Annotated in this window: 27 protein-coding genes; 14 read left to right on the top strand and 13 right to left on the bottom strand. The window is 67.7% G+C overall.

All coding sequences use genetic code 11. From position 1 onward, the window contains the following. Positions 1-5: 5 nt before the first annotated feature. Both FBY28_RS22240 and serA read right to left on the bottom strand, forming a co-directional pair. On the bottom strand, positions 6-1,028 hold the full coding sequence (locus FBY28_RS22240) for a 3-isopropylmalate dehydrogenase (protein ID WP_141869409.1): 1,023 nt from the start codon (positions 1,026-1,028) through the stop codon (positions 6-8). Continuing rightward, a complete protein-coding gene (gene serA / locus FBY28_RS22235; RefSeq protein WP_141869408.1) occupies positions 1,025-2,620 on the bottom strand; it encodes a phosphoglycerate dehydrogenase in 1,596 nt (531 codons plus the stop codon). Before serA ends, FBY28_RS22240 begins: the two co-directional genes overlap by 4 nt. A 105-nt stretch (positions 2,621-2,725) precedes the next feature. Between serA and FBY28_RS22230 the strand changes: the two genes are divergently transcribed. Genes FBY28_RS22230 through FBY28_RS22220 form a run of 3 tightly spaced genes read left to right on the top strand, consistent with a single transcriptional unit; the run spans position 2,726 to position 4,846 of the window. Then, complete coding sequence (locus tag FBY28_RS22230) at positions 2,726-4,174, top strand: phytoene desaturase family protein (protein WP_141869407.1); 1,449 nt, start codon at positions 2,726-2,728, stop codon at positions 4,172-4,174. Between the two features lie 34 nt (positions 4,175-4,208). Then, positions 4,209-4,424 (top strand): hypervirulence associated TUDOR domain-containing protein, encoded by a 216-nt coding sequence (locus FBY28_RS22225; protein WP_141869406.1) that lies wholly within the window; start codon positions 4,209-4,211, stop codon positions 4,422-4,424. Continuing rightward, the gene (locus tag FBY28_RS22220; protein ID WP_141869405.1) at positions 4,421-4,846 is read left to right on the top strand and encodes a hypothetical protein; all 426 of its coding nucleotides are present in this window, start codon (positions 4,421-4,423) and stop codon (positions 4,844-4,846) included. The genes FBY28_RS22225 and FBY28_RS22220 overlap by 4 nt, the downstream gene beginning before the upstream one ends. Before the next feature lie 63 nt (positions 4,847-4,909). Here FBY28_RS22220 and ilvC read toward each other — a convergent pair whose 3' ends face one another. The 3 genes from ilvC to FBY28_RS22205 are packed head-to-tail and all read right to left on the bottom strand — an operon-like array spanning position 4,910 to position 8,348. Beyond that, positions 4,910-5,923 (bottom strand): ketol-acid reductoisomerase, encoded by a 1,014-nt coding sequence (gene ilvC, locus FBY28_RS22215; RefSeq protein WP_141869404.1) that lies wholly within the window; start codon positions 5,921-5,923, stop codon positions 4,910-4,912. A 36-nt stretch (positions 5,924-5,959) separates the two neighbouring features. Beyond that, positions 5,960-6,466: an acetolactate synthase small subunit gene (ilvN, locus tag FBY28_RS22210; RefSeq protein WP_030135747.1), complete on the bottom strand. Its 507-nt coding sequence runs from the start codon at positions 6,464-6,466 to the stop codon at positions 5,960-5,962. Between the two features lie 31 nt (positions 6,467-6,497). Further along, positions 6,498-8,348, bottom strand: a complete 1,851-nt coding sequence (locus tag FBY28_RS22205) for an acetolactate synthase large subunit (protein ID WP_141869403.1) — start codon at positions 8,346-8,348, stop codon at positions 6,498-6,500. Positions 8,349-8,630: 282 nt separating this feature from the next. Between FBY28_RS22205 and FBY28_RS22200 the strand changes: the two genes are divergently transcribed. Next, positions 8,631-9,011: a PH domain-containing protein gene (locus FBY28_RS22200; RefSeq protein ID WP_216847896.1), complete on the top strand. Its 381-nt coding sequence runs from the start codon at positions 8,631-8,633 to the stop codon at positions 9,009-9,011. A gap of 85 nt (positions 9,012-9,096) precedes the next feature. Here the strand turns inward: FBY28_RS22200 and FBY28_RS22195 are convergent, their stop codons facing one another. Continuing rightward, positions 9,097-9,921: a DoxX family membrane protein gene (locus tag FBY28_RS22195; protein ID WP_141869401.1), complete on the bottom strand. Its 825-nt coding sequence runs from the start codon at positions 9,919-9,921 to the stop codon at positions 9,097-9,099. A 183-nt stretch (positions 9,922-10,104) separates the two neighbouring features. Between FBY28_RS22195 and FBY28_RS22190 the strand changes: the two genes are divergently transcribed. Continuing rightward, complete coding sequence (locus FBY28_RS22190) at positions 10,105-11,223, top strand: PQQ-dependent sugar dehydrogenase (RefSeq protein ID WP_174241705.1); 1,119 nt, start codon at positions 10,105-10,107, stop codon at positions 11,221-11,223. Positions 11,224-11,276: 53 nt separating this feature from the next. On the opposite strand, the gene gatB is transcribed toward FBY28_RS22190, so the two are convergent. Both gatB and FBY28_RS22180 read right to left on the bottom strand, forming a co-directional pair. Further along, positions 11,277-12,779: an Asp-tRNA(Asn)/Glu-tRNA(Gln) amidotransferase subunit GatB gene (gatB, locus tag FBY28_RS22185; protein ID WP_141869400.1), complete on the bottom strand. Its 1,503-nt coding sequence runs from the start codon at positions 12,777-12,779 to the stop codon at positions 11,277-11,279. A 57-nt stretch (positions 12,780-12,836) separates the two neighbouring features. Continuing rightward, a complete protein-coding gene (locus FBY28_RS22180; protein ID WP_141869399.1) occupies positions 12,837-13,868 on the bottom strand; it encodes an ATP-dependent 6-phosphofructokinase in 1,032 nt (343 codons plus the stop codon). Between the two features lie 145 nt (positions 13,869-14,013). On the opposite strand from FBY28_RS22180, the gene poxB reads away from it, so the two are divergent. Further along, positions 14,014-15,741 (top strand): ubiquinone-dependent pyruvate dehydrogenase, encoded by a 1,728-nt coding sequence (gene poxB / locus FBY28_RS22175; protein WP_141869398.1) that lies wholly within the window; start codon positions 14,014-14,016, stop codon positions 15,739-15,741. Between the two features lie 4 nt (positions 15,742-15,745). On the opposite strand, the gene gatA is transcribed toward poxB, so the two are convergent. Both gatA and gatC read right to left on the bottom strand, forming a co-directional pair. Continuing rightward, a complete protein-coding gene (gatA, locus tag FBY28_RS22170) occupies positions 15,746-17,245 on the bottom strand; it encodes an Asp-tRNA(Asn)/Glu-tRNA(Gln) amidotransferase subunit GatA (protein ID WP_141869397.1) in 1,500 nt (499 codons plus the stop codon). Beyond that, positions 17,245-17,544: an Asp-tRNA(Asn)/Glu-tRNA(Gln) amidotransferase subunit GatC gene (gene gatC / locus FBY28_RS22165; RefSeq protein WP_141869396.1), complete on the bottom strand. Its 300-nt coding sequence runs from the start codon at positions 17,542-17,544 to the stop codon at positions 17,245-17,247. The genes gatA and gatC overlap by 1 nt, the downstream gene beginning before the upstream one ends. Before the next feature lie 70 nt (positions 17,545-17,614). On the opposite strand from gatC, the gene FBY28_RS22160 reads away from it, so the two are divergent. The 6 genes from FBY28_RS22160 to FBY28_RS22135 all read left to right on the top strand — a co-directional run bounded on the left by FBY28_RS22160 (position 17,615) and on the right by FBY28_RS22135 (position 21,953). Beyond that, positions 17,615-18,280 (top strand): ACT domain-containing protein, encoded by a 666-nt coding sequence (locus FBY28_RS22160; protein ID WP_141869395.1) that lies wholly within the window; start codon positions 17,615-17,617, stop codon positions 18,278-18,280. 92 nt (positions 18,281-18,372) lie between these two features. Next, complete coding sequence (locus FBY28_RS22155) at positions 18,373-18,987, top strand: DUF4178 domain-containing protein (RefSeq protein ID WP_141869394.1); 615 nt, start codon at positions 18,373-18,375, stop codon at positions 18,985-18,987. A gap of 29 nt (positions 18,988-19,016) precedes the next feature. Then, on the top strand, positions 19,017-19,490 hold the full coding sequence (locus tag FBY28_RS22150; protein ID WP_286178367.1) for a DUF2617 family protein: 474 nt from the start codon (positions 19,017-19,019) through the stop codon (positions 19,488-19,490). Further along, positions 19,487-19,918 (top strand): DUF4247 domain-containing protein, encoded by a 432-nt coding sequence (locus tag FBY28_RS22145; protein ID WP_141869392.1) that lies wholly within the window; start codon positions 19,487-19,489, stop codon positions 19,916-19,918. Before FBY28_RS22150 ends, FBY28_RS22145 begins: the two co-directional genes overlap by 4 nt. 17 nt (positions 19,919-19,935) lie before the next feature. Then, entirely contained in the window at positions 19,936-20,424 is a 489-nt protein-coding gene (locus tag FBY28_RS22140; RefSeq protein WP_141869391.1) for a DUF350 domain-containing protein, read from the top strand. Then, positions 20,421-21,953: a polyamine aminopropyltransferase gene (locus tag FBY28_RS22135; RefSeq protein ID WP_141869390.1), complete on the top strand. Its 1,533-nt coding sequence runs from the start codon at positions 20,421-20,423 to the stop codon at positions 21,951-21,953. The genes FBY28_RS22140 and FBY28_RS22135 overlap by 4 nt, the downstream gene beginning before the upstream one ends. Here FBY28_RS22135 and ligA read toward each other — a convergent pair. Continuing rightward, positions 21,950-24,112 (bottom strand): NAD-dependent DNA ligase LigA, encoded by a 2,163-nt coding sequence (ligA, locus tag FBY28_RS22130; protein ID WP_216847895.1) that lies wholly within the window; start codon positions 24,110-24,112, stop codon positions 21,950-21,952. The two genes, FBY28_RS22135 and ligA, sit on opposite strands and share 4 nt — an antisense overlap. 5 nt (positions 24,113-24,117) lie before the next feature. Between ligA and FBY28_RS22125 the strand changes: the two genes are divergently transcribed. Together FBY28_RS22125 and FBY28_RS22120 are read left to right on the top strand one after the other, a co-directional pair. Further along, positions 24,118-24,513: an MmcQ/YjbR family DNA-binding protein gene (locus tag FBY28_RS22125; protein ID WP_141869388.1), complete on the top strand. Its 396-nt coding sequence runs from the start codon at positions 24,118-24,120 to the stop codon at positions 24,511-24,513. Next, the gene (locus tag FBY28_RS22120; RefSeq protein WP_141869387.1) at positions 24,510-25,217 is read left to right on the top strand and encodes a hypothetical protein; all 708 of its coding nucleotides are present in this window, start codon (positions 24,510-24,512) and stop codon (positions 25,215-25,217) included. The genes FBY28_RS22125 and FBY28_RS22120 overlap by 4 nt, the downstream gene beginning before the upstream one ends. Here the strand turns inward: FBY28_RS22120 and FBY28_RS22115 are convergent. Together FBY28_RS22115 and FBY28_RS22110 are read right to left on the bottom strand one after the other, a co-directional pair. After that, on the bottom strand, positions 25,190-26,023 hold the full coding sequence (locus tag FBY28_RS22115; RefSeq protein WP_141869386.1) for a hypothetical protein: 834 nt from the start codon (positions 26,021-26,023) through the stop codon (positions 25,190-25,192). The two genes, FBY28_RS22120 and FBY28_RS22115, sit on opposite strands and share 28 nt — an antisense overlap. 10 nt (positions 26,024-26,033) lie before the next feature. Then, complete coding sequence (locus FBY28_RS22110; protein WP_019513593.1) at positions 26,034-26,933, bottom strand: alpha/beta fold hydrolase; 900 nt, start codon at positions 26,931-26,933, stop codon at positions 26,034-26,036. Between the last annotated feature and the right edge of the window lie 59 nt (positions 26,934-26,992).

The raw sequence follows: 26,992 nt of genomic DNA, 5'->3' as shown, positions 1-26,992 counted from the left end.
CGCGGTTACAGCAGCGAAAGGATGCGGTCGCCCACCTCGGCGGTCGACAATGTCGCCGCACCGCGGGTGGCCAGATGCTCGGCGACGGCCTTGTCGACGCGCGCCGCGGCGTCGTCCTCACCGACATGGGCCAGCAGCAGCGCCACGCTCATCACGGCGGCCGTCGGATCGGCGATGCCCTGCCCGGCGATATCGGGGGCGCTGCCGTGCACCGGTTCGAACATGGACGGATTGGTGCGCGTCGCATCGATGTTGCCGCTGGCGGCCAGGCCGATACCACCGCACACCGCCGCCGACAGGTCGGTGATGATGTCGCCGAAGAGATTGTCGGTGACGATGACGTCGAAGCGACCCGGATCGGTGACCATGTGGATGGTCGCGGCGTCGATGTGCTGGTAGGCCACCTCGACATCGGGGTACTCGGCGCCCACCTCGGCGACCACCCGCGACCACAGGCTGCCCGCGAAGGTCAGCACATTGGTCTTGTGCACCAGGGTCAGATGTTTGCGACGGGTCTGCGCACGGGCGAACGCATCGCGCACCACCCGCTCAACCCCGAACGCGGTGTTGACGCTGACCTCGGTGGCCACCTCGTGCGGGGTGCCGACACGCAGTGCGCCACCGTTACCGGTGTAAGGACCCTCGGTGCCCTCACGGACCACCACGAAGTCGATGCCGGTGACACCCGAGAGTGGGCTGGACACACCGGGATAGAGCCGACCCGGACGCAGGTTCACGTGGTGGTCGAGGGCGAAGCGCAGCTTCAGCAGCAGACCGCGTTCCAGGACACCGCTGGGCACCGACGGATCGCCGATCGCCCCGAGCAGGATCGCGTCGTACCCGCGCAGCTCCTCGATGGTCGCCTCGGTGAGCAGTTCACCGGTCGCGTGGTAACGGCGCGCGCCGAGGTCGTACTCGGTGCGCTGCACCCCGGGCAGCACCGCGTCCATGACCCGCAGCGCCTGGTCGATGACCTCGGGACCGATGCCGTCACCGGCGATGACCGCAAGATTCTTCAGCGAACTCATGTCAGGTCGACCACTTCCAGTGTGGTGGCGCCGACCGCCGAAGCGATCGCGGCGCGCACATCTTCGGGCACATCGGTGTCCACGCGCAGCATGACGGTGGCGCTGTCGCCGCCGGCATCCTGGCTCATCTGCGCGGCGAGGATGTTGACCTCGGCGCCGCCGAGCAGGGTGCCGATCTTGCCGAGTGCGCCGGGCTGATCGGTGTAGTTGACGATCAGGTTGTAACCCTCGGCACGCAGATCGAGGTTGCGACCGTTGATCTGGACGATCTTCTCGACCAGCTGCGGGCCCGACAGGGTGCCCGCCACGTTGAGCGATGCGCCGTCGGCGTAGACCGCGCGCACGTCGACCACGCTGCGGTGGTTGGGACTCTCGCTGGCCGTACTGATCTCGGCGGTGACGCCACGGTCCTTGGCCAGTGCGGGCGCGTTGACGAAGGTGACCTGCTCGTCGACGACGGCGGAGAACAGTCCGCGCAGCGCCGACAGCCGCAGGATCGCGACATCCTCCGTGCCTCCCGCGGCCAGTTCGCCGCGCACCTGCACTGACAGCGACACCGGCGCTGCGTCGGACAGCGACCCCACCAGGAGGCCGAGCTTGCGCACCAGGTCCAGCCAGGGCGCGACCTCTTCACCGACGGCTCCCCCACCGACGTTGACGGCATCCGGCACGAACTCACCGGCCAGCGCCAACTTCACGCTGGCGGCGACGTCGGTACCGGCACGGTCCTGGGCCTCGGCGGTGGAGGCACCCAGGTGCGGGGTGACCACGACCTGCGGCAGCTCGAACAGCGGGCTGTCGGTGCACGGCTCGGTGGCGAACACGTCCAGGCCGGCAGCGCGCACATGCCCACTGGTGATGGCGTCGGCCAGCGCCTGCTCGTCGATCAGGCCACCGCGGGCGGCGTTGACGATGATGACGCCGGGCTTGGTCTTGGCCAGGTTCTCCTTGCCGAGCAGGCCCGCGGTCTCCTTGGTCTTGGGCAGGTGCACCGAGATGAAGTCGGCGCGGCCCAGCAGCTCGTCGAGTCCGACCAGTTCGATACCGATCTGGGCGGCGCGAGCGGTCGAGACGTAGGGGTCATAGGCGATGACGTGGGTGCCGAAGGCAGCCAGCCGGGCAGCGACGAGCTGGCCGATGCGGCCGAGCCCCACCACGCCGACGGTCTTGCCGAAGATCTCGGTCCCCGAGAACGAGGAGCGCTTCCAGGTGTGCTCGCGCAGGGTGGCGTCGGCGGCCGGGATCTGGCGGGCCGCCGAGAGCAGCAGCGCCAGCGCGTGCTCGGCGGCGCTGTGGATATTGGAGGTCGGGGCGTTGACCACCAGCACACCGCGGGCGGTGGCGGCCTCGACGTCGACGTTGTCCAGGCCGACGCCGGCCCGGGCGACGATCTTGAGCTTGGGGGCGGCGGCGATGACCTCGGCGTCGACGGTGGTGGCCGAGCGCACCAGCAGTGCGTCGGCATCGGCGATGGCGGCCAGCAGCTTCGGCCGGTCCGGACCGTCCACCCATCGAACCTCGACCTGGTCACCCAGGGCGGCGACGGTCGACTCGGCAAGCTTGTCGGCGATCAGTACAACGGGAAGACTCACGGCGCTACAGCCTAGTGCGTGCCCTCTGCGCCGAAGACGCCACGGTGGCCCGGCGCTGACACAGTCCCGGATGGCCGGCACCGAAACGAGCAGACACACCGGGCGATGTTGTCTACTGGTGGTGTGGACGTCACCGTCGTCGGAAGCGGCCCCAACGGGCTGAGCGCAGCTGTCATCCTGGCCCGGGCGGGCCTGTCCGTGCGGGTCATCGAGGCGCAGCCGACCGCGGGCGGCGGCGCCCGCACCCTGCCCGACCCCGAGTATTCCGGCGTCACACACGACATCTGCTCGGCCGTGCATCCGCTGGCGCTGGCCTCGCCGTTCTTCGCCGCCTACGACCTGCCGGCGCGCGGAGTGCGGTTGGCGGTACCCGAGATCGCGTATGCCAATCCGCTCCCGGACGGACCCGCCGCAATCGGCTACCACGACATCGACCGCACCGCCGCCGAACTGTCCGACGGTGCTTCGTGGAAACGGCTGCTCGGTCCGCTGGCCGCCGACAGCGGTGATGTCGTCGGGCTTATCCTCGGCGACAAGCGTTCCCTTCCGCCCTCGATTCCCGCCGCGCTGAAGGTGGCGCCGCGACTGCTACTGCAGGGCGGCCCGCTGTGGAACACCCTGCGGGGCGAAGACGCCAGGGCATTGTTCACCGGCGTTGCGGCGCACACGATTTCGCAGATGCCCTCACTGGTCGCCGCGGGCGCCGGGCTGATGCTGGCCACCCTCGGGCACTCGGTGGGCTGGCCGATCCCGGTCGGCGGATCGCAGGCCATCCCCGACGCGCTGATCGCCGATCTGCTGGATCACGGCGGGGAATTGATCCTCGGCGAGAAGGTCACCACGCCCCCGGGCGGCGTGGTCCTCTACGACACCGCGCCGACGGCATTGTTGTCGATCTACGGCACGTCTATGCCGCCGCGCTATGCAAAGGCGTTACGGCACTACACCTATGGCCCCGGTGTGGCCAAGGTGGACTTCGTCCTCTCCGGCGAGATCCCATGGCGCGATCCGCGACTGGCGCAGGCACCCACGCTGCACCTGGGCGGTGGCCGCGCCCAGATGGCGCTGGCCGAGCGGGATATCGCCGCCGGGCGGCATGCCCAGTGGCCGATGGTCCTCGCCGCCCTGCCACACCTGGCCGATCCGGGCCGCATCGACGCACAGGGACGCCGACCGCTGTGGGCCTATGCGCATGTGCCGTCGGGTTCGACGGTCGACATGGCCGAGGCCGTCACCGACATCTTCGAGCGATTCGCCCCGGGATTCCGCGACATCGTCGTGGCAGTACGCAGCGTGCCGGCTTCCCGCCTGGCCGATCACAACGCGAACCTCGTCGGCGGTGACATCGGTGTCGGCGGCAACAACATGCGCAGCGCGATCGCCGGCCCCACCCCGCGCTGGAATCCGTGGTCCACCCCGATTCCGAAGGCATACCTGTGTTCGTCGGCCGCTCCACCTGGCGGCGGCGTGCACGGTATGGCCGGGTACTACGCGGCGCGCACGGTGCTCAAGCGCGAGTTCGGGATCCGGGAGCTGCCGCCGCTGTCGCCGTGAGTGAGAGGTGACGCGCCCGGGTACACCGCCCTGCATGAGCAAAGAGTTGAAAAAGGGCGAGAAGGTGTCCTGGCAGAGCCACGGCAACACCGTGCCGGGCACCGTAGAGAAGAAGATCACCTCGGACACCGAGACCGCTGGTCGCACGGTGCGTGCCAGCAAGGACGAACCGCAATACAAGGTGCGCAGCGACAAGACCGGTAAGGACGCCGTGCACAAACCGGAATCGCTGAAGAAGCGGTCGTCGTGAAATCGGTCGATGCGGCGCACTCCCGCCCCGACGGCGCCTCCGATGACACCGTCGAGGCCGTCGGCAAGGTTTCCGAGGCACTGGAATACGTGGAGCGGGCGCGCGGGCACCTCTACTCGTTCCACCAACTGATGGGCCATGCCGATCTGTTGCTCGGCGAGGCCGCCGACGCCCTGCGCGATGCCGGGCACACCGAGATCGCCGACCGCCTCACCGAGGACATGGTCGGCCGCAACGTCCTGCAGGGGCGTTGGACCTTCCAGATCATCGAGGAGTTCGACGACGACTACTGGTCGCCGCTGCGCTCGCACGAGAAGCGGGTCCGCGACGAACTGATGGAAGGCCGCCGACACGTCTTCGAGGCGGAGATGAAACAGGACCGGCGGACCAAGGGACGCGACGGCCACGAGGCAACCCCCTGAAAAGACTTGTGGAGTCTCACCCGTGATGGTCACGGGTGAGACTCCACAAATCGCGAAGAGGGGTCAGGCGGTTTCGGTGATCGGCCGGTCGACCCAGCTCATCAGGTCGCGCAGCTTCTTGCCGGTGACCTCGATGGGGTGCTCGGCGTTCGCCTTGCGCAGGCCCTCGAGCTCGGTGTTGCCGTTCTCGACATTGGCCACCAGACGCTTGACGAACGAACCGTCCTGGATGTCCTTGAGGATGGCGCGCATCCGGTCCTTGGTGTCGGCGTCGATGACGCGCGGGCCGGAGATGTAGCCACCGAACTCGGCGGTGTCGGACACCGAGTAGTTCATCCGGGCGATGCCACCCTCGTAGATCAGGTCGACGATCAGCTTGAGCTCGTGCAGCACCTCGAAGTAGGCCATCTCCGGGGCGTAGCCGGCCTCGACCATGACCTCGAACCCGGCCTTGATCAGTTCTTCGGTGCCACCGCACAGCACGGCCTGCTCACCGAACAGGTCGGTCTCGGTCTCTTCCTTGAACGTGGTCTTGATGACACCGGCGCGCGCGCCACCGATGGCGGCGGCATACGACAGCGCCAGCGCCTGACCCTCACCCTTGGGATCCTGGGCGATGGCGATCAGCGCGGGCACACCCTTGCCGTCCACGAACTGCCGACGCACCAGGTGGCCGGGGCCCTTGGGGGCGACCATGCCGACGGTGATGTTCTCGGCGGGCTTGATCAGCCCGAAGTGGATGTTCAGGCCGTGCCCGAAGAACAGCGCGTTGCCGTCTTCGAGGTTGGGCTCGATGTCATTGGTGAAGATCTCGGCCTGCGCGGTGTCGGGCGCGAGCACCATGATCACGTCGGCCCACTTGGCGACCTCGGCCGGAGTGTCGACCTCCAGGCCCTGCTCTTCGACCTTGGCGCGGGACTTCGACCCCTCCTTCAGGCCGACCTTGACCTGCACGCCCGAGTCGCGCAGCGACAGCGAGTGGGCATGGCCCTGGCTGCCGTAGCCGATCACCGCGACCTTGCGGCCCTGGATGATCGACAGATCCGCGTCGTCGTCGTAGAACAGTTCGATTGCCACGTTGGATTTTCCTTCTGTTTGTTTCTCGTATGAAAGCTATTTGGCAGTACCGATGCCGCGCGGCCCACGCGCCAGCGACACGATCCCGGACTGCACGATCTCCCGGATCCCGTACGGTTCGAGCACTCGCAGGAACGCTTCGAGCTTCTCCGGGGTACCGGTGGCCTCGATGGTCAGTGACTCGGTGGACACGTCCACCACTTTGGCCCGGAATAGATTAACCGCTTCGATAACCTGGCTGCGGGTGGCCGCGTCGGTGCGCACCTTGATCAGGGCCAGCTCGCGAGAGACGGACTGCTCCTCGTCCTGCTCGACGATCTTGATCACGTTGATCAGCTTGTTGAGCTGCTTGGTCACCTGCTCGAGCGGAAAGTCCTCGACCTGCACGACGATCGTCATCCGGGACAGGTGCTTCTGCTCGGTCGCGCCGACGGCCAGGCTCTGGATGTTGAAGCCACGCCGGGAGAACAGCGAGGCGACGCGAGCCAGCACACCGGGCTTGTCCTCGACGAGCACCGACAGGGTGTGGGTGGAGGTCGTCATCAGTCTTGTCTCCTCTTCGCGCAAGCGCTCATCAGGCGTGCCCTTCCTCGGAATCGAACAGCGGACGGATGCCGCGCGCGGCCTGGATCTCGTCATTGCTGGTGCCCGCGGCGACCATCGGCCACACCTGGGCGTCGGCACCGACGACGAAATCGATGACCACCGGCCGGTCGTTGATCTCACGAGCCTGCTGGATCACCGATTCGACGTCTTCAGCTCGCTCACAACGCAATCCGACGCATCCGAGCGCCTCGGCGAGCTTGACGAAATCCGGGATGCGGCGCGAGTGCGTCGCCAGATCGGTCTGGCTGTACCGCTCTTCGTAGAACAGCGTCTGCCACTGCCGCACCATGCCCAGGTTGCCGTTGTTGATCAGCGCCACCTTGATGGGTGCGCCCTCGATGGCACACGTCGCCAGCTCCTGGTTGGTCATCTGGAAGCAGCCGTCGCCGTCGATGGCCCACACCTCGGCCTCGGGACGGCCGAACTTGGCGCCCATCGCCGCGGGCACCGAGTAGCCCATGGTGCCCAGCCCGCCGGAGTTCAGCCACGTCTTCGGGTTCTCGTACTTGACGAACTGCGCCGCCCACATCTGGTGCTGGCCGACGCCGGCAACGTAGACGGCCTCGGGCCCGGCCAGCTGGCCCAGCTTCTCGATGACGTACTCCGGGCTCAGGCTGCCGTCGCTCTGCGGACCGTAACTCAGCGGGTAGGTCGACTTGATGCTCGACAGGTACTCCCACCAGTTGTCCAGCTTCAGCGATGCGGCGTTGGTGCCCTCGCGGCGCAGCACGTCGAGCAGATCGTTGATCACGTGACGCACATCGCCGACGATCGGCACATCGGCATGCCGGTTCTTGCCGATCTCGGCCGGGTCGATATCGGCGTGGATCACCTTGGCGTCGGGCGCGAACGAGTCCAGCTTGCCGGTCACCCGGTCATCGAAGCGGGTCCCCAGCGCGATGAGCAGATCGCTCTTCTGCAGCGCCGCCACCGCGGACACCGAGCCGTGCATGCCGGGCATGCCCATGTGCTGCGGATGGCTGTCCGGGAACGCCCCGCGCGCCATCAGCGTGGTGACCACCGGTATTCCGGTCAACTCGGCCAGTTCCAGCAGTTCGTCGGTCGCCTCGCCGCGGATCACGCCGCCGCCGACATAGAGCACCGGCTTGCGGGCCTCGGCGATCAGTTTGGCGGCCTCGCGCACCTGGCGGCTGTGCGGCTTGGTGTTCGGCTTGTACCCGGGCAGATCCATCACCGGCGGCCAGGCAAAGGTGCACTGCCCCTGCAGGATGTCCTTGGGCACGTCCACCAGCACCGCGCCGGGACGGCCGGACTGCGCGATGTGGAAGGCCTCGGCGATGACGCGCGGGATCTCGTCACCGTCACGAACCAGGAAGTTGTGCTTGGTGATCGGCATGGTCATGCCGGTGATATCGGCTTCCTGGAAGGCGTCGGTACCGATCAGGCTGCGACCGACCTGACCGGTGATCGCCACCACCGGGATGGAGTCCATCTGCGCGTCGGCCAGCGGGGTGACCAGGTTGGTCGCGCCGGGGCCCGAGGTGGCCATCATGACGCCGACCTTGCCGGTGGCGTGGGCGTAGCCGCTGGCGGCATGCCCGGCGCCCTGTTCGTGGCGCACCAGCACATGGCGCAGCTTCACCGAGTCGTAGAGCGGGTCGTAGACCGGGAGCACCGCCCCACCGGGGATACCGAAGATCACCTCGACGCCGATCTCCTCGAGCGACCGCACGACCGACTGCGCACCGGTCATCTGCTCGGGGGCAACAACATTGGCATTCTGCTCCGCCTTGGTCGAGGCCTTGACGCCATTGGTGCGCTGCGTCTGCTCCGGCGGTCGCGTGGTGGGTGCGCTCACTTTTTCCTCTGTGGTTCTGGTTGATACTGCTGGTGGTGGGAAATTGTTTTGTCCTGTGACAGCAAAAAACCCCCGTCAGCGGAGTCCGCTGTACGAGGGTTGGCGCGTCGATGCTGTTGGCTAAGCCCGGCAGAGAGCTAGCGCGGCATCAACGCGCCAACCAATTACTACGAGCTCGTCCGGGTTGTACATAAGCTGCGACGGTAGTCCCCGCACTGCTCAAAGGTCAAATTGCCCCCGCGCCCCGCGGGGGGCGCCGCGGTCGATGCGAGAATGTGCGGCGTGAGTCAGCCCGCCCCGCTCGTCGTCCGTATCTCTCCGATGGCCCATATCGCCGTCGGTTTCATGACCCTGGGGATCTTCGCGCTGATCTACGCCCTGCCCAGCTGGAGCTGGGTGCTGATCGCGGTTCCGGTGCTGGCCTCGGCGGTGATCGCGCGCTACCGCACGGTGGCCGATCGCGAGCAGGTGACCGCCAGGACCATGCTGAGCAGCACCACCGTGCCGTGGACCGATATAGACGGTCTGCGGTTCACCCGCTCGTCCTGGGCCAAGGCGCGACTGACCGATGGCAACGAAATCACCTTGCCCGCTGTCACATTCGCGACGCTGCCGCTGCTGACCGCGGCCAGCGGCGGCCGGGTGCCCAACCCCTACCAGTAAGACTCTGCTTCCTCGCGAACAGACGCGTGTACCCCCGAAAAGATGAACTTTCGGGGGTACACGCGTCTGTTCGCGGCAAGGTTGATCAGGCCAGCGGGTTGGCGCCGTTGAGCAGCACCCACATGCCGATGCCGAGCCCCACGCCCAGCAACAGCGCCAGGAACGAGCCGACGAACGGGCGTCGGGCCCAGCCTCGGCCGGCGTCGAAACCGTAGCGGCCCGGGCCGGTCAGCGTCAGTGCCGCCGCGAGCAGCACCAGCACCACCTGATGTTCGAGACCGGTGGCGGTCACGAAGTCGGCGAAGCCGATGTTCTGCTGCGCGGCGATCGATGCCAGTAGGGCGTTGACCAGGTAGGCCAGCGCAGCCGCGGCGGCCAGCGGAGTGAACAGTCCCAGCACCAGCAGCAGGCCGGCACCGATCTGCGCGCCGGCGCCGACATAGGTGAGTACCCCGGCATGCTGGTAGCCGAGCTCCGACAGGGATCCCTCGAAACCACCGAGGCCCGAACCGCCCCACCACCCGAAAGCCTTCTGCAGGCCGTGCACGATCATCAGGACGCCGAGCCCCAACCGCAGCACCAGCAGCCCAAGGTCGAGGGTGCCGCGGCGGCCCGCGATGCGGATCTGCTGTTCGGCGTCGTGCGGCCCGATCTCGGTCGGAACCGCGGGCGCGGCGGAGGCATACGGGTTCGGAGCGGCCGGCGACACATAGGGAAGCGGCTCGGGATCGTTGAGCAGCGCAAAGCCGGACTGATCCGCCTTGGCCCCGCCATCGGTGTCATACCGCGGAATGGCGGTGGTCTCGAAATCGCCCCCGTACGTCGACGAGGGAAGATCGTCTTCGGGGTCGACCAACTGCGCCGACGCGGGCCGTTGCCAGTCGGTCATGTTCTGCGGTTCAGCGGTCACGAAAACAAGCGTAGGGGCAAGTTGCTGCAGAACCACGGATTGGCGCGGTCCGTCGCGTACCTTATCTGCACTGTTGCCGAGTTGTGACACTCGCGTCGCGCCTGCGCGGCGGAGGACGGACACGCCAGGCCTTGGACCGACCTTCGTGGCGCGCACCGCGCGGCGATCCGTAACCTGGCCAGCATGACATTGGGCGGACCGACGCGGATTGCCGCGGTGCTGTGCGCGGTGCTGCTGGCGGGTTCTGGATGCGCGCGGTTCGACAACGCACAGTCCCAGCCGTTCACCACCGAACCTCAGATGGCGCCGCCGCCCCAGACCAAGCCGGAGCCACCGCCGCCGCTGCCGGGCACACCGTTCCCGAAGGCCTGCCCGGCACCGGGTGTGATGCAGGGCTGCCTGGAGAGCACCAGCGGCCTGATCATGGGCGGCGACAGCCAGTCGGCACTGGTCGCCGAGCGCACCACCGGGGTGGTCAAGGAGGTCTCGACGAAGGCCGAACCGGTGGTCAAGATGACCATCCCGGTCGATCCGTCGGGTGACGGCGGGCTGCTCGACATCATCAAGTCGCCCACCTATGCCCAGGATCGCCTGATGTACGCCTATGTCAGCACCCCGACCGACAACCGGGTGATCCGCATCGCCGACGGCGACATCCCCAAACCGATCCTGACCGGCATCCCCAAGGGCGCGGTCGGCAATGCCGGTGCACTCAAGTTCACCAGCCCGACCACGCTGCTGGTGCTCACCGGTGACGCCGGCAACCCCGCCCAAGCTGCAGATCCGGCATCGCTGGCCGGCAAGGTCCTGCGCATCGAGCAGCCGACGACGGTCAACCAGGCCCCGACGACGACCGCGCTGTCGGGGATGGGTTCCGGCGGCGGCATGTGTGTCGACCCGTCCGACGGTGCGCTCTACATCACCGATCGCACCCCGTCGGCGGACCGTATGCAGAAGATCACCAAGGATTCGGTGGTGTCGACGGTCTGGACCTGGCCGGACCGGCCGGGCGTCGCCGGGTGCGCCGCGCTGGACGGCACGGTGCTGGTCAATCTGGTCAACACCAAGCAGACCGTGGCCCTGCGGCTGGCGCCCGAAACCGGCGCGGTCACCGGCGAGCCGGAGGTGGTCCGGCAGGACCAGCACGGTCACGCCTGGGCGCTGGCGGTCTCCCCCGACGGCAACATCTGGGGCGCGACGGTCAACAAGACATCCGGCGACGCCGAGAAACTCGACGATGTCGTCTTCCCGTTGTTCCCGTCCGGCGGCGGATTCCCGCGCCAGAACGCGGACAAGACCTAGCGATTTCGGTGAGGTTGCGTGCGGCGGCCGCACGCAACCTCACCGAAATCTCGCTAGGAGCAGGCGGCGAGCACCAGTTCGCGCACCCGGGCGGCGTCGGCCTGACCCTTGGTGGCCTTCATGACCGCGCCCACGATCGCGCCGGCGGCAGCCACCTTGCCGCCGCGGATCTTCTCGGCGATATCGGGTTGGGCGGCGAGCGCGTCGTCGATGGCCGACTGGATCAGTGAGTCGTCGCGGACCACGACCAGTCCGCGATCGTTCATCACCTGCTCGGGCTCGCCCTCACCGGCCAGCACACCCTCGACGACCTGGCGGGCCAGCTTGTTGGAGAGCTTTCCGTCGTCGACGAGCTTCACCACCGCGGCGACCTGAGCCGGGGTGATCGGCAAATCGGACACGGCCACTGATCTTTCATTGGCCTTCTGCACCAGGAAGTTGCCCCACCAGGCGCGCGCGGCCTCACTGGACGCGCCCTTGGCCACCGTGGCCGCCACCAGATCGATCGCGCCGTTGTTCACCAGGTCGCGCATCACCTCGTCGGAGATGCCCCACTCCTGCTGAACACGCTTGCGCGACAACCACGGCAGTTCGGGAATGGTGCCGCGCAGCCGCTCCACCAGATCGGCGGGCGGGGCCACCGGCTCCAGATCGGGCTCGGGGAAGTACCGGTAGTCCTGCGCGGTCTCCTTGCTGCGGCCCGCGGTGGTGTACCCGTCCTCGTGGAAGTGACGGGTCTCCTGGGTGACCGTCCCGCCGGATTTCAGTACCGCGGCCTGCCTGCGCATCTCGTAACGGACGGCAACCTCGACGCTCTTGAGCGAGTTGACATTCTTGGTCTCGGTGCGCGTGCCGAATTCGCTGCTGCCCTTGGGTTTCAGCGACACATTCGAATCGCAGCGCATCGAGCCCTGGTCCATCCGCACATCGGATACGTCGAGCCCGCGCAGCAGGTCGCGCAATGCGGTGACATAGGCACGGGCGATCTCCGGGGCACGTTCCCCGGTGCCCTCGATGGGCCTGGTGACGATCTCGATCAGCGGTACGCCCGCCCGGTTGAAATCGGCCAGCGAGGTGGTCGCGCCCGCGATGCGGCCGGTGTCACTGCCCAGGTGGGTCAGCTTGCCGGTGTCCTCCTCCATGTGCGCCCGCTCGATCTCGATGCGCCAGGTGCTGCCGTCCTCCAACGGGACGTCGAGGTAGCCGTCGACGGCGATCGGCTCGTCGTACTGGCTGATCTGGTAGTTCTTGGGCTGGTCGGGGTAGAAGTAGTTCTTCCTGGCGAACCGGCCCCACGGCGCGATGTCACAGTTGAGCGCCAGCCCGATCCGGATGGCCGATTCGACGGCGGCCTGGTTGAGCACCGGCAGCGCGCCGGGCAGGCCGAGGCACACCGGGCAGACCTGGGTGTTGGGGTCGGCACCGAACCTGTTGGCGCAGGGGCAGAACATCTTGGTCGCCGTGGACAGTTCGACGTGCACTTCCATGCCCATCACGGGGTCGAACTCGGCGATGACGTCGTCGTAGTCGGCGAGTTCGGCAACAGAAGTGGTCATGACAGCTGATTTTAGTGTCAGCCCGGCATCGGCCTGCCGCGAGGCCAGGCCCGGGACCTAGCCGAAGAATTCGGCCGCGTCGTCGTAGCGACTCTGCGGCACCAACTTGAGCTGGCGGGTGGCATCGGCCAGCGACACCCGACCGATGTCCTGACCACGCAGGGACACCATCATCCCGTACTCCCCCGCGTGCGCGGCGTCGGCGGCGTTGACCCCGAAGCGGGTGGCCAGCACCCGGTCGTAGGCGGTCGGGGTGCCGCCACGCTGGACGTGGCCGAGCACCGTGACGCGGACATCCTTCTTGATGCGCTTCTCCACCTCAAGGGCGAGCTGCTGGGCGACCCCGGTGAACTTCTCGTGCCCGAATTCGTCCATCCCGCCCTGGCGGAGCTGCATCGTGCCCTCGGCGGGCTTGGCACCTTCGGCCACGACGCAGATGAAATGCGAATCCCCGCGCTGGAAGCGCTGTTTGACCAGCCTGCACACCTCTTCGATGTCGAATGGCTGCTCGGGGATCAAGGTCATGTGCGCACCGGAGGCCAGCCCCGCGTTCAGGGCGATCCAACCCGCATGGCGGCCCATCACCTCCACCAGCATCACCCGCTGGTGTGATTCGGCGGTGCTGTGCAGCCGGTCGATGGCCTCGGTGGCAATGGTGAGCGCCGTGTCATGCCCGAAAGTCACGTCGGTGCAATCGATATCGTTGTCGATCGTCTTGGGCACGCCGACGACGGGCACCCCTTCCTCGGACAGCCAACTCGCCGCGGTGAGCGTGCCCTCGCCACCGATCGGGATCAACACATCGATGCCGTTGTCTTCCAAGGTCTGCTTGATCTGCGGCAATCCGGCGCGCAGCGTGTCCGGATTGGTGCGCGCGGTGCCGAGCATGGTGCCGCCCTTGGCCAGCAGGCGATCGTTGCGGTCATCGTTCTTGAGTTGGACGCGGCGATCCTCCAACAGGCCACGCCAGCCGTCGAGAAACCCGACGACCGACGAGCCGTAGCGCGCATCACTGGTCCGCACCACCGCCCTGATCACCGCGTTCAAGCCTGGGCAGTCGCCGCCTCCGGTCAGCACTCCGATCCGCATGCACATGATCTTGCCAGCTTCGGCGCACGGCGGCGCGGCCACCGGGCAACGTGTGAGATTCCGGCACCTGCGGTCTTCCTGCTGATCGACATGTCGAACCGATGACTTCTCGGCGGCAAGCCGAATCGCGCCATAGGGTGACGTCATGACGACTGTCGCGGACCACGTCATCTCCACCCTGTACGCCAGCGGTGTCTCGCGGATCTACGGCCTTCCCGGAGACAGCCTGAACGGACTCACCGACGCCATCCGGCGCGCCGAGGGATTCAGCTGGGAACACGTACGCCACGAAGAGACAGCCGGATTCGCCGCGGCCGCCGACGCGGCGCTGACGGGCCGGCTCGCGGTGTGCGCCGGCAGTTGCGGACCGGGCAACCTGCACTTGATCAACGGGTTGTTCGACGCCCAGCGCTCCCGGGTTCCGGTGCTGGCCATCGCCGCGCACATCCCGCAATCCGAGATCGGTTCGGAGTACTTCCAGGAAACCCACCCCCAGGAGCTGTTCCGCGAGTGCAGTGTGTACTGCGAACTGGTCACCACGGCCGAATCGGCGCCCAGGGTGCTTGCGATGGCGATGCGTGCGGCGATCGCCGAAAACGGGGTCGCCGTTGTCGTGGTCCCCGGAGAGGTGTTCCTGCACAAGGCCGACGCCCGGGTCGCCCCGGTGCTGGCGACCCATTCGATCACCCGTCCGACAGATGACGAATTGCAGCGCGCGGCAACAATTCTCAACGGATCCGACAAGATCACCGTGTTGGCGGGTGCGGGCGCCGAAGGGGCCCACGACGATCTCGTCCGATTGGCCGCCACCCTGCAGGCTCCCGTCGTGCACGCCTTGCGCGGCAAGGAATTCGTCGAGTACGACAACCCCTACGACGTCGGCATGACGGGCCTGCTCGGCTTCGCATCCGGCTACAAGGCCATCAAGGAGGCCGAGGTCCTGCTGATGCTGGGCACCGACTTCCCATACCGGCAGTTCTATCCCGAGAACGCGGTGGTGATCCAGCTGGACATCCGCGGCCGCAACATCGGTCGGCGCACGCACGTCGACCTGCCCCTTGTCGGTTCCGTCGCCGACACCCTGCCCGCGTTGGCGCCCCTGCTGACGGTCAAGACCGACCGCACCCATCTGGACCGTTCGCTGCGCCATTACGCCAAGACCAGGCGCCGGCTCGACGAGCTGGCGGCCAACGATCGTGATCGCACCCCGATCCGCCCCGAACACCTTGCCGCGGTTGCCAACCGGCTCGCCGCCGAGGACGCGGTGTTCACCGTGGACGTGGGGTCACCGGTGGTCTGGGCGGCGCGCTATCTCACCATGAACGGGCGTCGGCGGCTGCTGGGATCGTTCAACCACGGCACCATGGCGTGCGCGCTGCCACTGGCCATCGGCGCCCAGACCGTGGATCGCCACCGGCAGGTGGTGGCCTTCGCCGGCGACGGTGGCCTGACCATGCTCTTCGGCGAGCTCATCACGTTGTCGCAGAACCGGCTTCCGGTCAAGGTCATCGTCTTCAACAACTCCTCGTTGAACTTCGTGGAGTTGGAGATGAAAGCGGCCGGGATCGTCACCTTCGGCACCGACCTGCACAACCCCGGCTTCGCCGCCGTCGCCCGATCGCTCGGGCTGTTCGGTCGCCGTGTCGAGCAGCCCGGCGACCTGGAGTCCGCACTCGCCGATGCCTTCGCCCACGACGGGCCCGCACTCATCGATGTGGTGACCGCACGCCAGGAACTGTCCATCCCGCCTGCGATCACCGTCGAGCAGGCCAAGGGCTTTTCGCTCTACGCGATCCGCACCATCATGGCCGGCCGCTCCGACGAGTTGCTCGACCTCGTCAGCACGAATGTGGCGCGCCGGATCCTGGACTGATCCGCTAGAGGGCGGTGGGCAGCACCCCGCGCGCCTGCTCGTAGGCCGCGCCGACGCGATAGAGCCGATCATCGGCGTGCGCAGGTGCCATGATCTGCAGGCCGACCGGCAGATCGTCCTCGGCCGCCAGCCCCGAGGGCACCGACATACCGCAGTGCCCGGCCAGGTTCAGCGGCAGCGTGCACAGGTCGAACAGGTACATGGCCAGCGGGTCGTCGACCTTCTCCCCCAACCGGAAGGCCGTCGACGGGGTCGTCGGGGTGGCCAGCACATCGACCTTCTCGTAGGCCTGCTCCAGGTCACGGGCGATCAGCGTGCGGACCTTCTGGGCCTGGTTGTAATAGGCGTCGTAATAACCCGCCGACAGTGCGTAGGTGCCGATCATGATGCGCCGCTTGACTTCTGGGCCGAATCCGGCGGCCCGGGTCAGCGCCATGACCTCCTCGGCGCTGTGCGTGCCGTCATCACCGACCCGCAAACCGAACCGCATGGCATCGAAGCGGGCCAGGTTGGAGGACACCTCCGAGGGCAGGATCAGGTAGTAGGCGGCCATCGCGTGGTCGAAGTGCGGGCAGTCCACCTCGATCACCTCGGCGCCCAGCGACCTCAGCTGGTCGACGGCGGTGTTGAACGACTCCAGCACGCCGGGCTGATAGCCGTCCCCGCGCAGTTGTTTGACCACGCCGACGCGCACACCGGTGAGGTCACCGGACGCGCCGGCACGGGCGGCGGCCACCACATCGGGCACCGGGACGTCCACCGAGGTGGAGTCGCGCGGGTCGTGCCCGGCGATCACCTGGTGCAGCAGCGCGGTGTCCAGGACGGTGCGCGCACACGGCCCGCCCTGATCCAGCGATGACGCGCATGCGATCAGGCCGAAGCGGCTCACCGTGCCGTAGGTCGGCTTGACCCCGACGGTCGAGGTGAGTGCGGCCGGCTGCCGGATTGAGCCACCGGTGTCGGTCCCGATGGCCAGCGGTGCCTGGAACGCGGCGAGCGCGGCCGCACTGCCGCCCCCGGACCCACCGGGCACCCGATCGGTGTCCCACGGGTTGCGGGTCGGGCCGAAGGCGGAATTCTCCGTCGAGCTGCCCATCGCGAACTCGTCCATGTTGGTCTTGCCCAGGATCGGGATGCCCGCCGCGCGCAACCGCGCGGTGACCGTCGCGTCGTAGGGCGAGTTCCAACCCTCCAAGATCTTCGAGCCGCAGGTGGTCGGCATATCGGTCGTGGTGAACACGTCCTTGAGCGCCAGCGGGACCCCGGCCAGTGCGGACGGCAGTTGCTCGCCGGCGGCCACCTTGGCGTCCACCTCGGCGGCCGCGGCCAGGGCCTGCTCGGCGCCGACGTGCAGGAATGCGTGGTAGCGCTCGTCGGTGGCGGCGATCTGGTCCAGATGCGCCTGGGTCACCTCGGTCGAGGACACTTCCTTGGCGGCGATCCGGGTGGCCAGGGTGGCGGCGTCTTGGCGAATGAGGTCTTCGCGAACTGAGTCGGTACCCATTATTCGGCCTCTCCCAAAATCCGCGGCACGGCGAACCGGCCGTCCTCGGTCCGCGGCGCCGCAGCCAGCGCCTCGTCCTGACTCAGACCGGCCACCACGGCGTCCGGGCGGGTCACGTTGACGCTCGTCAGCGGGTTGTCCGTGGCCTGGACTCCGGTGACGTCGACGGATTGGATCTGGCCGACATGGGCCAGGATCGCATCGAGTTGGCCGGCGAAACTGTCGAGTTCACCGTCGGTCAGGGCGAGCCGGGCCAGGCGCGCCAGGTGGGCGACCTCGTCTCGGGAAATCTGGGACACGGCGCTCAAGCCTAGTCGTGGCCCTCGGGCCGAATCGCCGCGGCCCGATGCCTGTGACAGGGTGTTCGCCGTGCCGTCTTATCTGCTGCGGGTCCAGCTGGAGGACCGACCGGGCAGCCTCGGGTCTCTCGCCGTGGCCCTCGGTTCGGTCGGCGCCGACATCCTGTCCCTCGACGTGGTCGAGCGCGGGGCCGGTTACGCGATCGACGATCTGGTCGTCGAGCTGCCGCCCGGCGCCATGCCCGACGCTCTGATCACCGCCGCCGAGCACATCAAGGGCGTGTACGTCGACAGCGTGCGCCCACACACCGGGCTGCTGGAAGCACACCGCGAACTCGAACTCGTCGACCACATTGCCGCCGCGGCCAGCCGTCACGAGAGACTGCAGGTTCTCGCCGACGAGGCCCCCAAGGTGCTACGCGTCGGTTGGTGCACCGTGGTCCGCTCCGACGGCTCGGAAGAGGGTGTGGAGCGCGTCGTCGGAAGCTCCGGTGCGCCCGAGACGCAGGCCGCCAGTGCGCCGTGGTTGCCGCTGCAGCACGCCGAGGCACTCGATGGGACCGCGGACTGGGTGCCGCAGGTCTGGCGTGATATCGACATGGCGCTGGCGGCCGCGCCCCTGGGTGACCCGAACACCGCGGTGCTGCTCGGTCGCGCCGGTGGCCCTGATTTCCGTCCGTCGGAGGTGGCTCGGCTGGGCTATCTGGCCGGCATCGTCGCGACCATCCTGCGCTGACCCGGACCGACACAAAGCTGAGAGTCGGCTGTGCGCCTGGCTGTTACGGTGGAAAACGTCCCGACTGCCGGTGAGCCGACGAAAGGTCTTGCGTGGGAGAACTGCTGATCGTCCTGGCCATCGTCCTCATCCTCGCTGCCGTCATCGTCTTCCTCGTCGCGCGCAGCCGACCCAAGACGCCGAAGAAGCCGGTCGCACGCGAGGATCCGATGCGCTTCGCCTCACAGACCGAGACGTTCGGCCCGCGCCAGCTCGGCCCCGGAGCCATCATCAGCCACGGCGGCACCGACTACGTGGTGCGCGGTTCGGTGACGCTGCGCGAAGGCCCGTTCGTCTGGTGGGAACATCTGTTGGAGGGCAAGGCCGATGAACCGCCGGTCTGGTTCAGCGTCGAAGAGGACGAGGGCCGGCTGGAACTGATGTGGTGGCACAAGCGGGTGGGGCTGCCCGCCGAGCCAGGCAGCACCGTGACCGTCGACGGCGTGACGTTCACCGTCGACGAGAACGGCCGAGCCTCATACACCACCGAGGGCACCACCGGGCTGCCCGCCGGCGGGGACATGGATTACGTCGATTACACCGGAGCCGATGGCGCCAAGCTCGGCTATGAGCGATGGGCCCCGGAGATGCCGTGGGAAGTGTCCTACGGCACCAGGGTGCGCGCCGGCGAACTGACCGTCTACCCGGCTCCCGCGGCCGGAACGTAGGCACTGCATTGCCGTTGCACCGACTCCACGTGCCCCCCGCCGATGTCAGCGGCGCGAACCTGCGGCTGGCGCTGAACAGGCCGGCGCCGGGTGTCCTGGCAAGCGCCACGCTGGCCCACCCCGCGGGCGCCGATCTGGTGCTGGGAGTGCTCGGCGCATCCCATGTCGTCACGGTCGGACCGTTCTGCGAGCAGGTCTCCTGCCACCATTTCGACGACAGCACGCAGCTGCCTGCCGCCGCGGAGCGCCCGGGCTACCGGATGATGTCTGACACGGTCGTCCACGATGAGGAGTCCTTCCGACGCATCGCCGCCGATCTGCGTTCCCGCTGTGAGTTCGAGAACGGTTGGCTGGGCGGCAGCTTCCCCGGCGACGACGCCGCCCTGACGGCGCTCTGCGCCGAACCCGACGGTCCCGGGTGGCGGTGGCAGACCTGGCATCTCTATCCCGATGGTGGCGCCGGCGGCATGATCGTGCACACCGAAAGCCGTTGGCGGCCATGACGCGCAACGCCCTGTTCGGCTTCTCCGCACTACTGGGCACACTCGGAGTGCTGCTGCTCATCAGCGGAATCGCGTTGCAGAACAAGGATGTTCGCAACCACATTCGGGAAACATACCGACAGTATTCCGCCGACGGCGGCAACGGACGCTACGAATGCAGCGGGTCACCCAAGACCGTGGCCGACGATATCGCCGACTACCACCCACCCGAGGCGCGGGCGTCGGATCGCGGCACCGAGTATCTGCGCTACAACGACGACATCGTCACCGTCGGCCCCGAGGGCCGGTACCCGTGCAGCATCCGGGTCGAAGACACCAACGCCCGATACAGCGGCGGCGGATTCATTTTCCTTGGCCCGGGATTCACCCCCGGCTCACCAGCGGGCGGCGCGGGCGGTAGCTCCGGCGGACCCGGCGGAACGAAGTAGGAGAACCGATGGGACCGATGGGTACGACCGACCTTTCGACGGCGGCGCCGTCGATCCTCGCCGTGGAGTTCGGCTCTGTCGACGCGACCAGCCTGACGCAGAACGTGGTGGCTGCGGTGCTGTACTTCGTCGTCGGCATCATCGTGTTCGCTGCGGGGTTCCTGCTGACCGATCTGCTGACGCCGGGAAGCCTGCGCGAGCACATCTTCGTCCAACACCGCCCCAACGCGGTCGCCGTCGCATGCGGAATGTACGGGGCGTTGTCACTGGTGACAGCCGTGGCCATCATGAGCAGTTCGGCCCAGCTCGGGCAGGGCCTGATCGACGCCCTTGTCTACGGGCTTGTCGCCGTGGTGCTGCAGGCCGCCGCGCTGCTCGTCCTGGAGGCGTTGGTGCCCGGGCGGTTCCGCGACCTGATCACCGACGAGAAGCTGCACCCCGGTGCCATCGCCACCGCGGTGATCCTGCTGGCGGTGGGAGGGGTGAACGCCGCCGCGCTGTCATGAGCACCACCCGATGGCGGGCGTTGCTGCTGGCCGCGGTGGCAGCCTGCGCGGCCTGCGGGCTGATCTACGAGCTGGCCCTGCTCACGCTGTCCACCAGCCTGCACGGCGGCGGTATCGTCGCGACCTCGCTGATCGTGGCGGGCTTCGTGGCCGCCCTCGGCGCCGGCGCGCTGGCGGTCAAACCACTCCTCGGCCACGCCGCCATCACCTTCATCGCGGTGGAGACCCTACTCGGCCTCATCGGCGGATTATCGGCTGCCGCAATGTATGTGGCCTTCTCGTTCATCGGGGACGGATTGTGGATCCTGGTGCTGGGCACGGCATTGATCGGCACCCTTGTGGGCGCCGAGGTCCCGCTGTTGATGACGCTGTTACAGCGCGGCCGAACCGCGGGTGCCGCCGACACCGGTCGGGTGCTGGCCAACCTGAACGCCGCGGATTATCTGGGCGCGCTGATCGGCGGACTCGCCTGGCCCTTCTTGGTGCTGCCGCAGCTCGGGATGATCCGTGGCGCCGCGGTCACCGGGATGATCAATCTGGCTGCCGCCGCGGTGGTCTCGGTGTTCCTGCTGCGCAGCATCATCGGTCGTCGCCAGCTCGGCGCGGCGCTGGCCGTGCTGATCACCGCCGCGGTGACGTTGACCGCGCTGATCGTCGCGTCCGACGGTATCCAGACCACCACCAGGCAGCGGCTCTACGCCGACCCCATCATCGCCTACCGACAATCGGCCTATCAGGAGATCGTCGTCACCCGCCGCGGCACCGACACCCGGCTGTATCTCGATGGCGGGCTGCAGTTCTCGACGCGTGACGAATACCGCTACACCGAAAGCCTGGTCTATCCCGCCGTGGGCGAGGGCGCGCGGGCGGTACTGATCCTCGGCGGCGGCGACGGCCTGGCCGCTCGCGAACTGCTGCGGATGCCCCGCGTCGAGACCATCGTGCAGGTGGAACTGGACCCGGCGGTCATCGAGCTGGCCCGCGGCCCGCTGCGCGATACCAACGGCGGTGCGCTTGATGATCCTCGCGTGCAGGTGATCATCGACGACGCGATGACCTGGCTACGCGATCCCACCGTGCGGCCGGCGGGTGGCTTCGACTCGGTCATCATCGATCTGCCCGATCCCGACAATCCGGTCCTGGGCCGGCTGTATTCGGTCGAGTTCTACGCGATGCTCACCAGGGTGCTCGCGCCCGATGCGCTTGTCGTGGTGCAGTCGGGCAGCCCGTTCTCGACGCCGAACGCATTCTGGCGGACGGTGTCCACACTGGGTGCGGCCGGCTTCGCGGTGACGCCCTATCACGTTCACGTCCCGACCTTCGGCGACTGGGGTTTCGCGCTGGCGCGGTACGGCGCATCGGCACCGCAGCCCACGCTGCCCGCCGATGCACCGGTATTGCGCTTCATGACATCGGATGTGTTGCGCGCGGCGACGGTCTTCCCGCCGGACAACGCGCCGCGGGTGCTGCCGCCCTCGACGTTGGAGAACCCGCGCATCGTCGAGGACATGCGACAGGGGTACCGCTAGGACTGATCCGTCGGCTCCGGCCCGTCGCTCAGCAGCTTCACGAACCCGTCCTCGTCGAGCACAGGCACACCCAGCTCTATCGCCTTGTCGTACTTGGAACCCGGCGCATCACCGGCGACGACGTAGGAGGTCTTCTTCGACACCGATCCGGCAGCCTTGCCGCCGCGGGCCAGAATCGCCTCCTTGGCCTCGTCGCGTGAGAAGCCGGTCAGCGAGCCGGTGACGACGATGGACAAGCCCTCCAGCGTGCGCTCGATACCGGCGTCCCGCTCGTCGACCATGCGCACGCCGGCGTCCTGCCATTTGTCGACGATCGTGCGATGCCAGTCGACGTCGAACCATTCGATGACGGCGGCGGCGATGGTCGGCCCGACACCCTCGACGGCGGCCAACTCCGCCTCCGAGGCCGCCCGGATGGCATCGAGGCTGCCGAACTCGCCGGCCAGTGCACGGGCCGCGGTGGGGCCGACATGCCGGATGGACAGCGCGACCAGCACCCGCCACAGCGGTTGGGACTTCGCTTTGTCCAGGTTGGCCAGCAACCGTTTACCGTTGGCCGAGAGTGCACCGGCCTTGGTGGTGAACAGGTCGGTCTGCAGTAGTTGCTCTGCGGTCAGCGTGAAGAGATCGCCCTCGTCGGTGATGGCCCCCGCCTGCAGCAGCGCACTGGCCGCCTCGTAGCCGAGTCCCTCGATATCGAACGCACCCCGACCCGCGACGTGAAAAACGCGCTCGCGCAACTGTGCCGGGCACGTTCGGGTGTTCGGGCAACGGATGTCGGCATCGCCCTCCTTGGCAGGCGCCAGCGTTGTCCCGCATTCCGGGCAGTGGGTCGGCATGACGAATTCGCGTTCACTGCCATCGCGCAGATCCACCACGGGCGCGAGCACCTCGGGGATGACATCGCCGGCCTTGCGGATGACCACCGTGTCACCGATCAGCACACCCTTGCGCTTGACTTCGGACGCGTTGTGCAGGGTGGCCAGCCCGACTGTCGACCCGGCGACCTTGACCGGCTCCATGTAGGCGAACGGGGTGACCCGTCCGGTGCGTCCGACGTTGACCCGGATATCGAGGAGTTTGGTGGTGACCTCCTCGGGCGGGTACTTGTAGGCGATCGCCCAGCGCGGTGCGCGCGAGGTGGCGCCGAGGCGACGTTGCAGGGACACGTCGTCGACCTTGACCACCAGGCCGTCGATCTCGTGTTCGACGTCGTGACGGTGCTCACCCCAGTAGGCGATGCGTTCGGCGACCGCCGCGATGCCGCGGACCCGGGTGGTGTGGGTGGACACCGACAGCCCCCAGGCACCCAGCGCCCGGTAGGCATCGTGCAACGAGGTCGGACTGAACCCCTCGGCCTTGCCGAGACCGTGACAGATCATCCGCAGCCGCCGCCGCGCGGTCACCGCAGGATTCTTCTGGCGCAACGATCCGGCGGCGCTGTTGCGCGGATTGGCGAACGGCGGCTTTCCCTCGGCCACCAGACCGGCGTTGAGTTCCTCGAAATCGGCGACCCGGAAGAACACCTCGCCGCGCACCTCGAGCACCGCAGGAACGGGGAATTCGTCTGTGCCGGTGAGCCGTTCGGGGATATCCTCGATGGTGCGGGCATTCAAGGTGACATCTTCACCGCTGCGGCCGTCGCCGCGGGTGGCCGCGCGCACCAACACACCGTCGCGGTACACCAGCGCCAACGCGACACCGTCGATCTTGAGCTCGCACAGGTAGTCGATCTCGGTACCTATCTCGGCACCCAACCGCGCCGCCCACGCCGACAGTTCGTCGGTGTCGAAGGCGTTGTCCAGCGAGAGCATCCGCTCCAGGTGATCGGCCGCGGCGAAATCGGTGGCGAAGCCGGCACCCCCGACCAGCTGCGTGGGCGAATCCGGGGTGCGCAGTTCGGGGTATTGCTCCTCGAGCGCCTCCAGCCGGCGCAGCAGTACGTCGAAATCCGCGTCGGAGATGACCGGGGCGTCCCTGACGTAGTACCGGAACTGGTGCCCCCGCACCTCCTCGGCAAGTTCCTGCCAGCGACCACGCGCCTCTGCATCCGGTGAGCTCACTCTGGTCAGGTTAGTCCAGGGCACCGACGCCTCGACGTTATCCGGCCCACCAGCAAAAAGGGCGCCGAAGGCGGGGCGGCGAGCGATTAAACTCATCATCTGTGCCACATCCGGTGATGTTCTCCGACGATGATTTCGGGTTGGCCGAACTGCGCATCGTGACCCTCGGCTTCCCGGAGACGTTCGAGAAGGTGTCCTGGGGCCGACCGGTGTTCTGCGCACCGAAGATGTTCGCCATGTACGGCGGCACCGCGAAATCCGATGGCGCGATGATCTCCTACCCCTACTCCCTGCTGGTCAAGGTCGACGAGTCCGACCGGCGCTCGCTGGAACAAGACGACCGATTCTTCTTCCCCGCCTATATGGGCCCGTTCGGCTGGCTGGGCATGGATCTCACCGCGGCAGAGGTGGATTGGGACGAGGTGCGGGAGTTGGTCGACGCATCGTTCCGGCTGGTGGCGGCCAAGAGACTGATCCGCGAGCTCGACACGCGATGACCGGCATCTTCACGTTTCACCTCGCCCAGATGCCCGCGCACGTGAGCATGCCGCTGCTGCGGCGGCCGCCCGCGGCGGACGGTCTGCGGCACGCCGAGTGCCTGGCCCTGATGCGGTTGGGCGCGCCGGCATTGTCCCCCGAGCGGATGCAGCTGCGCCGGATGGCGATGTTCGCCCGATGGGACGACGAGGCCGCCCTCGAGACCTTCCTGAACGGCACTCAGGGTGGCTGGTTCGCCGCGGGATGGCATGTCCGGATGACCTTCCTGCGCCGCTGGTCCACGGTGAGCGAGCTGTCCGATCTGCCCCCGCAGACCACCCGCTGGGAGGATGACGAGCCCGTCGTCGCCGTCACGCTGGCCCGGATGCGGTTGCCGGAACTGCCGCGCTTCCTGTCGTGGGGCCGCCCGGTGGAGCGGCTGGTGCGCGATCATCCCGATGCCACGCTGGCGCTGGCCGCGATGCGCCCGCCGCGATCGGTATCGACCTTCTCGATCTGGCGGTCGGTGCAGTCGATGACCGATATGGTCCACGGGCGGGCATCGGCCGGGATCGACCATCCGAGCCGCCATGCCGACGCGATGACCGAACGTCGCCGCCGCGACTTCCACCGGGAGTTCGCAACCTACCGGTTCCGCCCGCTGTCCGAGCACGGGTACTGGAACGGTCGGACCGGTTACGTCCCGTGGCGTTCCAACTTGTAGTGCAACCGGACCGCGGGCATGTTCCAGATCCGCAGCACATGATCGGTGCGCAACACCGCCTCGTCGTCGAGATAGAGATCGAACGTCTCGTGCAAGGGCACCCGGCGGGCGAAATGCCTGCCGCGGTCACGGACCAGGATGTAGGCGCCGTCGGTGCCCCACGATCCGTTCGGTGAGACCAGGCGCAGACCTCCACCGGGCCGGTGTTGCGGCTGCAGGAAGACCTGCAGATTGCCGTCCTCCAGCGGGAAGGCGACGTGCACACTCGGCCGTTGGGCACCGGGAAGCGTTGCGCGCGAATAACACCCACTGAACACCGTGTCACCGCTGCGGCGCAGGGTGCGCACCCACGCCGCGGCGGCCTGGTCACCGGCGGCATCGCTGATCACCGACACCCTGCCGTCCATGCCGTAAGCCACGTCCAGCGGACGCATCGGCAACGCCAGTTGCTGCACCCGCCTGCCGAAAAGCCGTGACACCGCTTCCCCGGCCGGCCAGAACAGCGGGGACCAACTGCTCCACACCTCCATCCGCCATCGGGCCGTGCGGGTGTAGAAATCGTGGATCACCGGGTGCACCACGGCGGGATCGAAGCCGGGCCCCGCCAGCACCGACAGCGACGGCTGCAGGCCGGCGTCGGGGTCGTCGTCGACAAGTGTTCCACCGCGCCGGGCCGCTTCGGCCGGCATCCAGCCCTCGACGCCCATCGGGGCGGCCAGCCAGGACTCGTCGCCGTGCGGGTCGACCTCCCGGCCGGTCGCGCGCCAGAACTTGCGCGTCGCCAAATCCAGCGCGGACAACTTCATCCGCCCGATCCTAAGTGGTCTTCAGAAACGTCCGTAGCCGGTCGAGGACGAGCTCGGGACACTGTTCGACGATCCAGTGCCCCACACCGGGCACCAGCTCGAGCTCGAAGTCCGAACAGTGTTCGGGCAATACCCGCAGCAGTTCCGGTGTCAGCACCTTGTCGTCGGTGCCGTGCAGCCATCGCACCGGAACGTTCACCTTGTGGTGGTCGAATTCGCCGCGCAGCCAACGGATTGCCTCCCGCCGCTGAAACGTGCGATACCAGCGCGAGCCCGCCTCGGCGTAGCCGGGACGACGCATGCAGTCGACGTAGAACGCGATATCGGCGGGCGGTGTCTGGAACTGCCCACCCACCCACGGTCCGAGCAGGTTGAAATAGCGCGCCTTGCGATCGGCGATGACCCGTGGCCCGATCACCGGCAACATCATCGGGACCTGGTACCACATGCGCCAGAAGTTCAGGATCGCCTCCCGGTCGTGCTTGAGCCACGGCACGGCGGTGTTCATCCCCATGAACGCCGCCACCTTCGCCGGGTGGCGCAACATGAAGATGGTGGCCACCGGTCCGCCCCAGTCGTGGGCGACGAGCTTCACCGGGCCCACGCCGAGACGATCGCAGACCGCGGCAAGATCATCTGCCATATCGTTCTTCAGATAGCGATCTCGCGGTGCCGAACTCCACCCCGCCCCGCGAAGGTCCGGACACAGCACTCGATAGCCGTCGGCCGCCAGTGGAGCGATGAGTTCGCGCCACTCCCACCAGTTCTGCGGGAACCCGTGGATGAACATCACCGGCTGACCGTCGGCGGGACCGGCATCGGCGACATGGATCCGCACGCCCGAACCGAGGTCGACATAGCGGTGTTCGACGCCGGGAAGATCGGGCGGGCTGTCTGTGACGACGGGCATCACGACACTGTACGTTATCCGGTACCGCCGGTATCACAGCGATTGGCGACCATCCGCGC

Origin of the sequence: Arthrobacter sp. SLBN-53, assembly GCF_006715585.1 — a bacterium.
Lineage (GTDB): Bacteria > Actinomycetota > Actinomycetes > Mycobacteriales > Mycobacteriaceae > Mycobacterium > Mycobacterium neoaurum_A.
This window is presented reverse-complemented; position numbering and strand designations above follow the sequence as displayed.

Bases quoted from the DNA above. Each gene is read 5' to 3' on its own strand.
- FBY28_RS22110 (WP_019513593.1), bottom strand. From the start codon at position 26,933: ATGCCCGTCGTCACAGACAGCCCGCCCGATCTTCCCGGCGTCGAACAC.
- FBY28_RS22190 (WP_174241705.1), top strand. From the start codon at position 10,105: ATGACATTGGGCGGACCGACGCGGATTGCCGCGGTGCTGTGCGCGGTG.
- gatB (WP_141869400.1), bottom strand. From the start codon at position 12,779: ATGACCACTTCTGTTGCCGAACTCGCCGACTACGACGACGTCATCGCC.
- gatA (WP_141869397.1), bottom strand. From the start codon at position 17,245: ATGGGTACCGACTCAGTTCGCGAAGACCTCATTCGCCAAGACGCCGCC.
- ligA (WP_216847895.1), bottom strand. From the start codon at position 24,112: ATGAGTTTAATCGCTCGCCGCCCCGCCTTCGGCGCCCTTTTTGCTGGT.
- FBY28_RS22230 (WP_141869407.1), top strand. From the start codon at position 2,726: ATGTTGTCTACTGGTGGTGTGGACGTCACCGTCGTCGGAAGCGGCCCC.
- FBY28_RS22120 (WP_141869387.1), top strand. From the start codon at position 24,510: ATGACCGGCATCTTCACGTTTCACCTCGCCCAGATGCCCGCGCACGTG.
- FBY28_RS22180 (WP_141869399.1), bottom strand. From the start codon at position 13,868: ATGCGGATCGGAGTGCTGACCGGAGGCGGCGACTGCCCAGGCTTGAAC.
- FBY28_RS22135 (WP_141869390.1), top strand. From the start codon at position 20,421: ATGAGCACCACCCGATGGCGGGCGTTGCTGCTGGCCGCGGTGGCAGCC.
- ilvN (WP_030135747.1), bottom strand. From the start codon at position 6,466: ATGACGACCTCCACCCACACCCTGTCGGTGCTCGTCGAGGACAAGCCC.
- FBY28_RS22145 (WP_141869392.1), top strand. From the start codon at position 19,487: ATGACGCGCAACGCCCTGTTCGGCTTCTCCGCACTACTGGGCACACTC.
- FBY28_RS22225 (WP_141869406.1), top strand. From the start codon at position 4,209: ATGAGCAAAGAGTTGAAAAAGGGCGAGAAGGTGTCCTGGCAGAGCCAC.
- FBY28_RS22115 (WP_141869386.1), bottom strand. From the start codon at position 26,023: ATGAAGTTGTCCGCGCTGGATTTGGCGACGCGCAAGTTCTGGCGCGCG.
- FBY28_RS22240 (WP_141869409.1), bottom strand. From the start codon at position 1,028: ATGAGTTCGCTGAAGAATCTTGCGGTCATCGCCGGTGACGGCATCGGT.
- FBY28_RS22140 (WP_141869391.1), top strand. From the start codon at position 19,936: ATGGGTACGACCGACCTTTCGACGGCGGCGCCGTCGATCCTCGCCGTG.
- poxB (WP_141869398.1), top strand. From the start codon at position 14,014: ATGACGACTGTCGCGGACCACGTCATCTCCACCCTGTACGCCAGCGGT.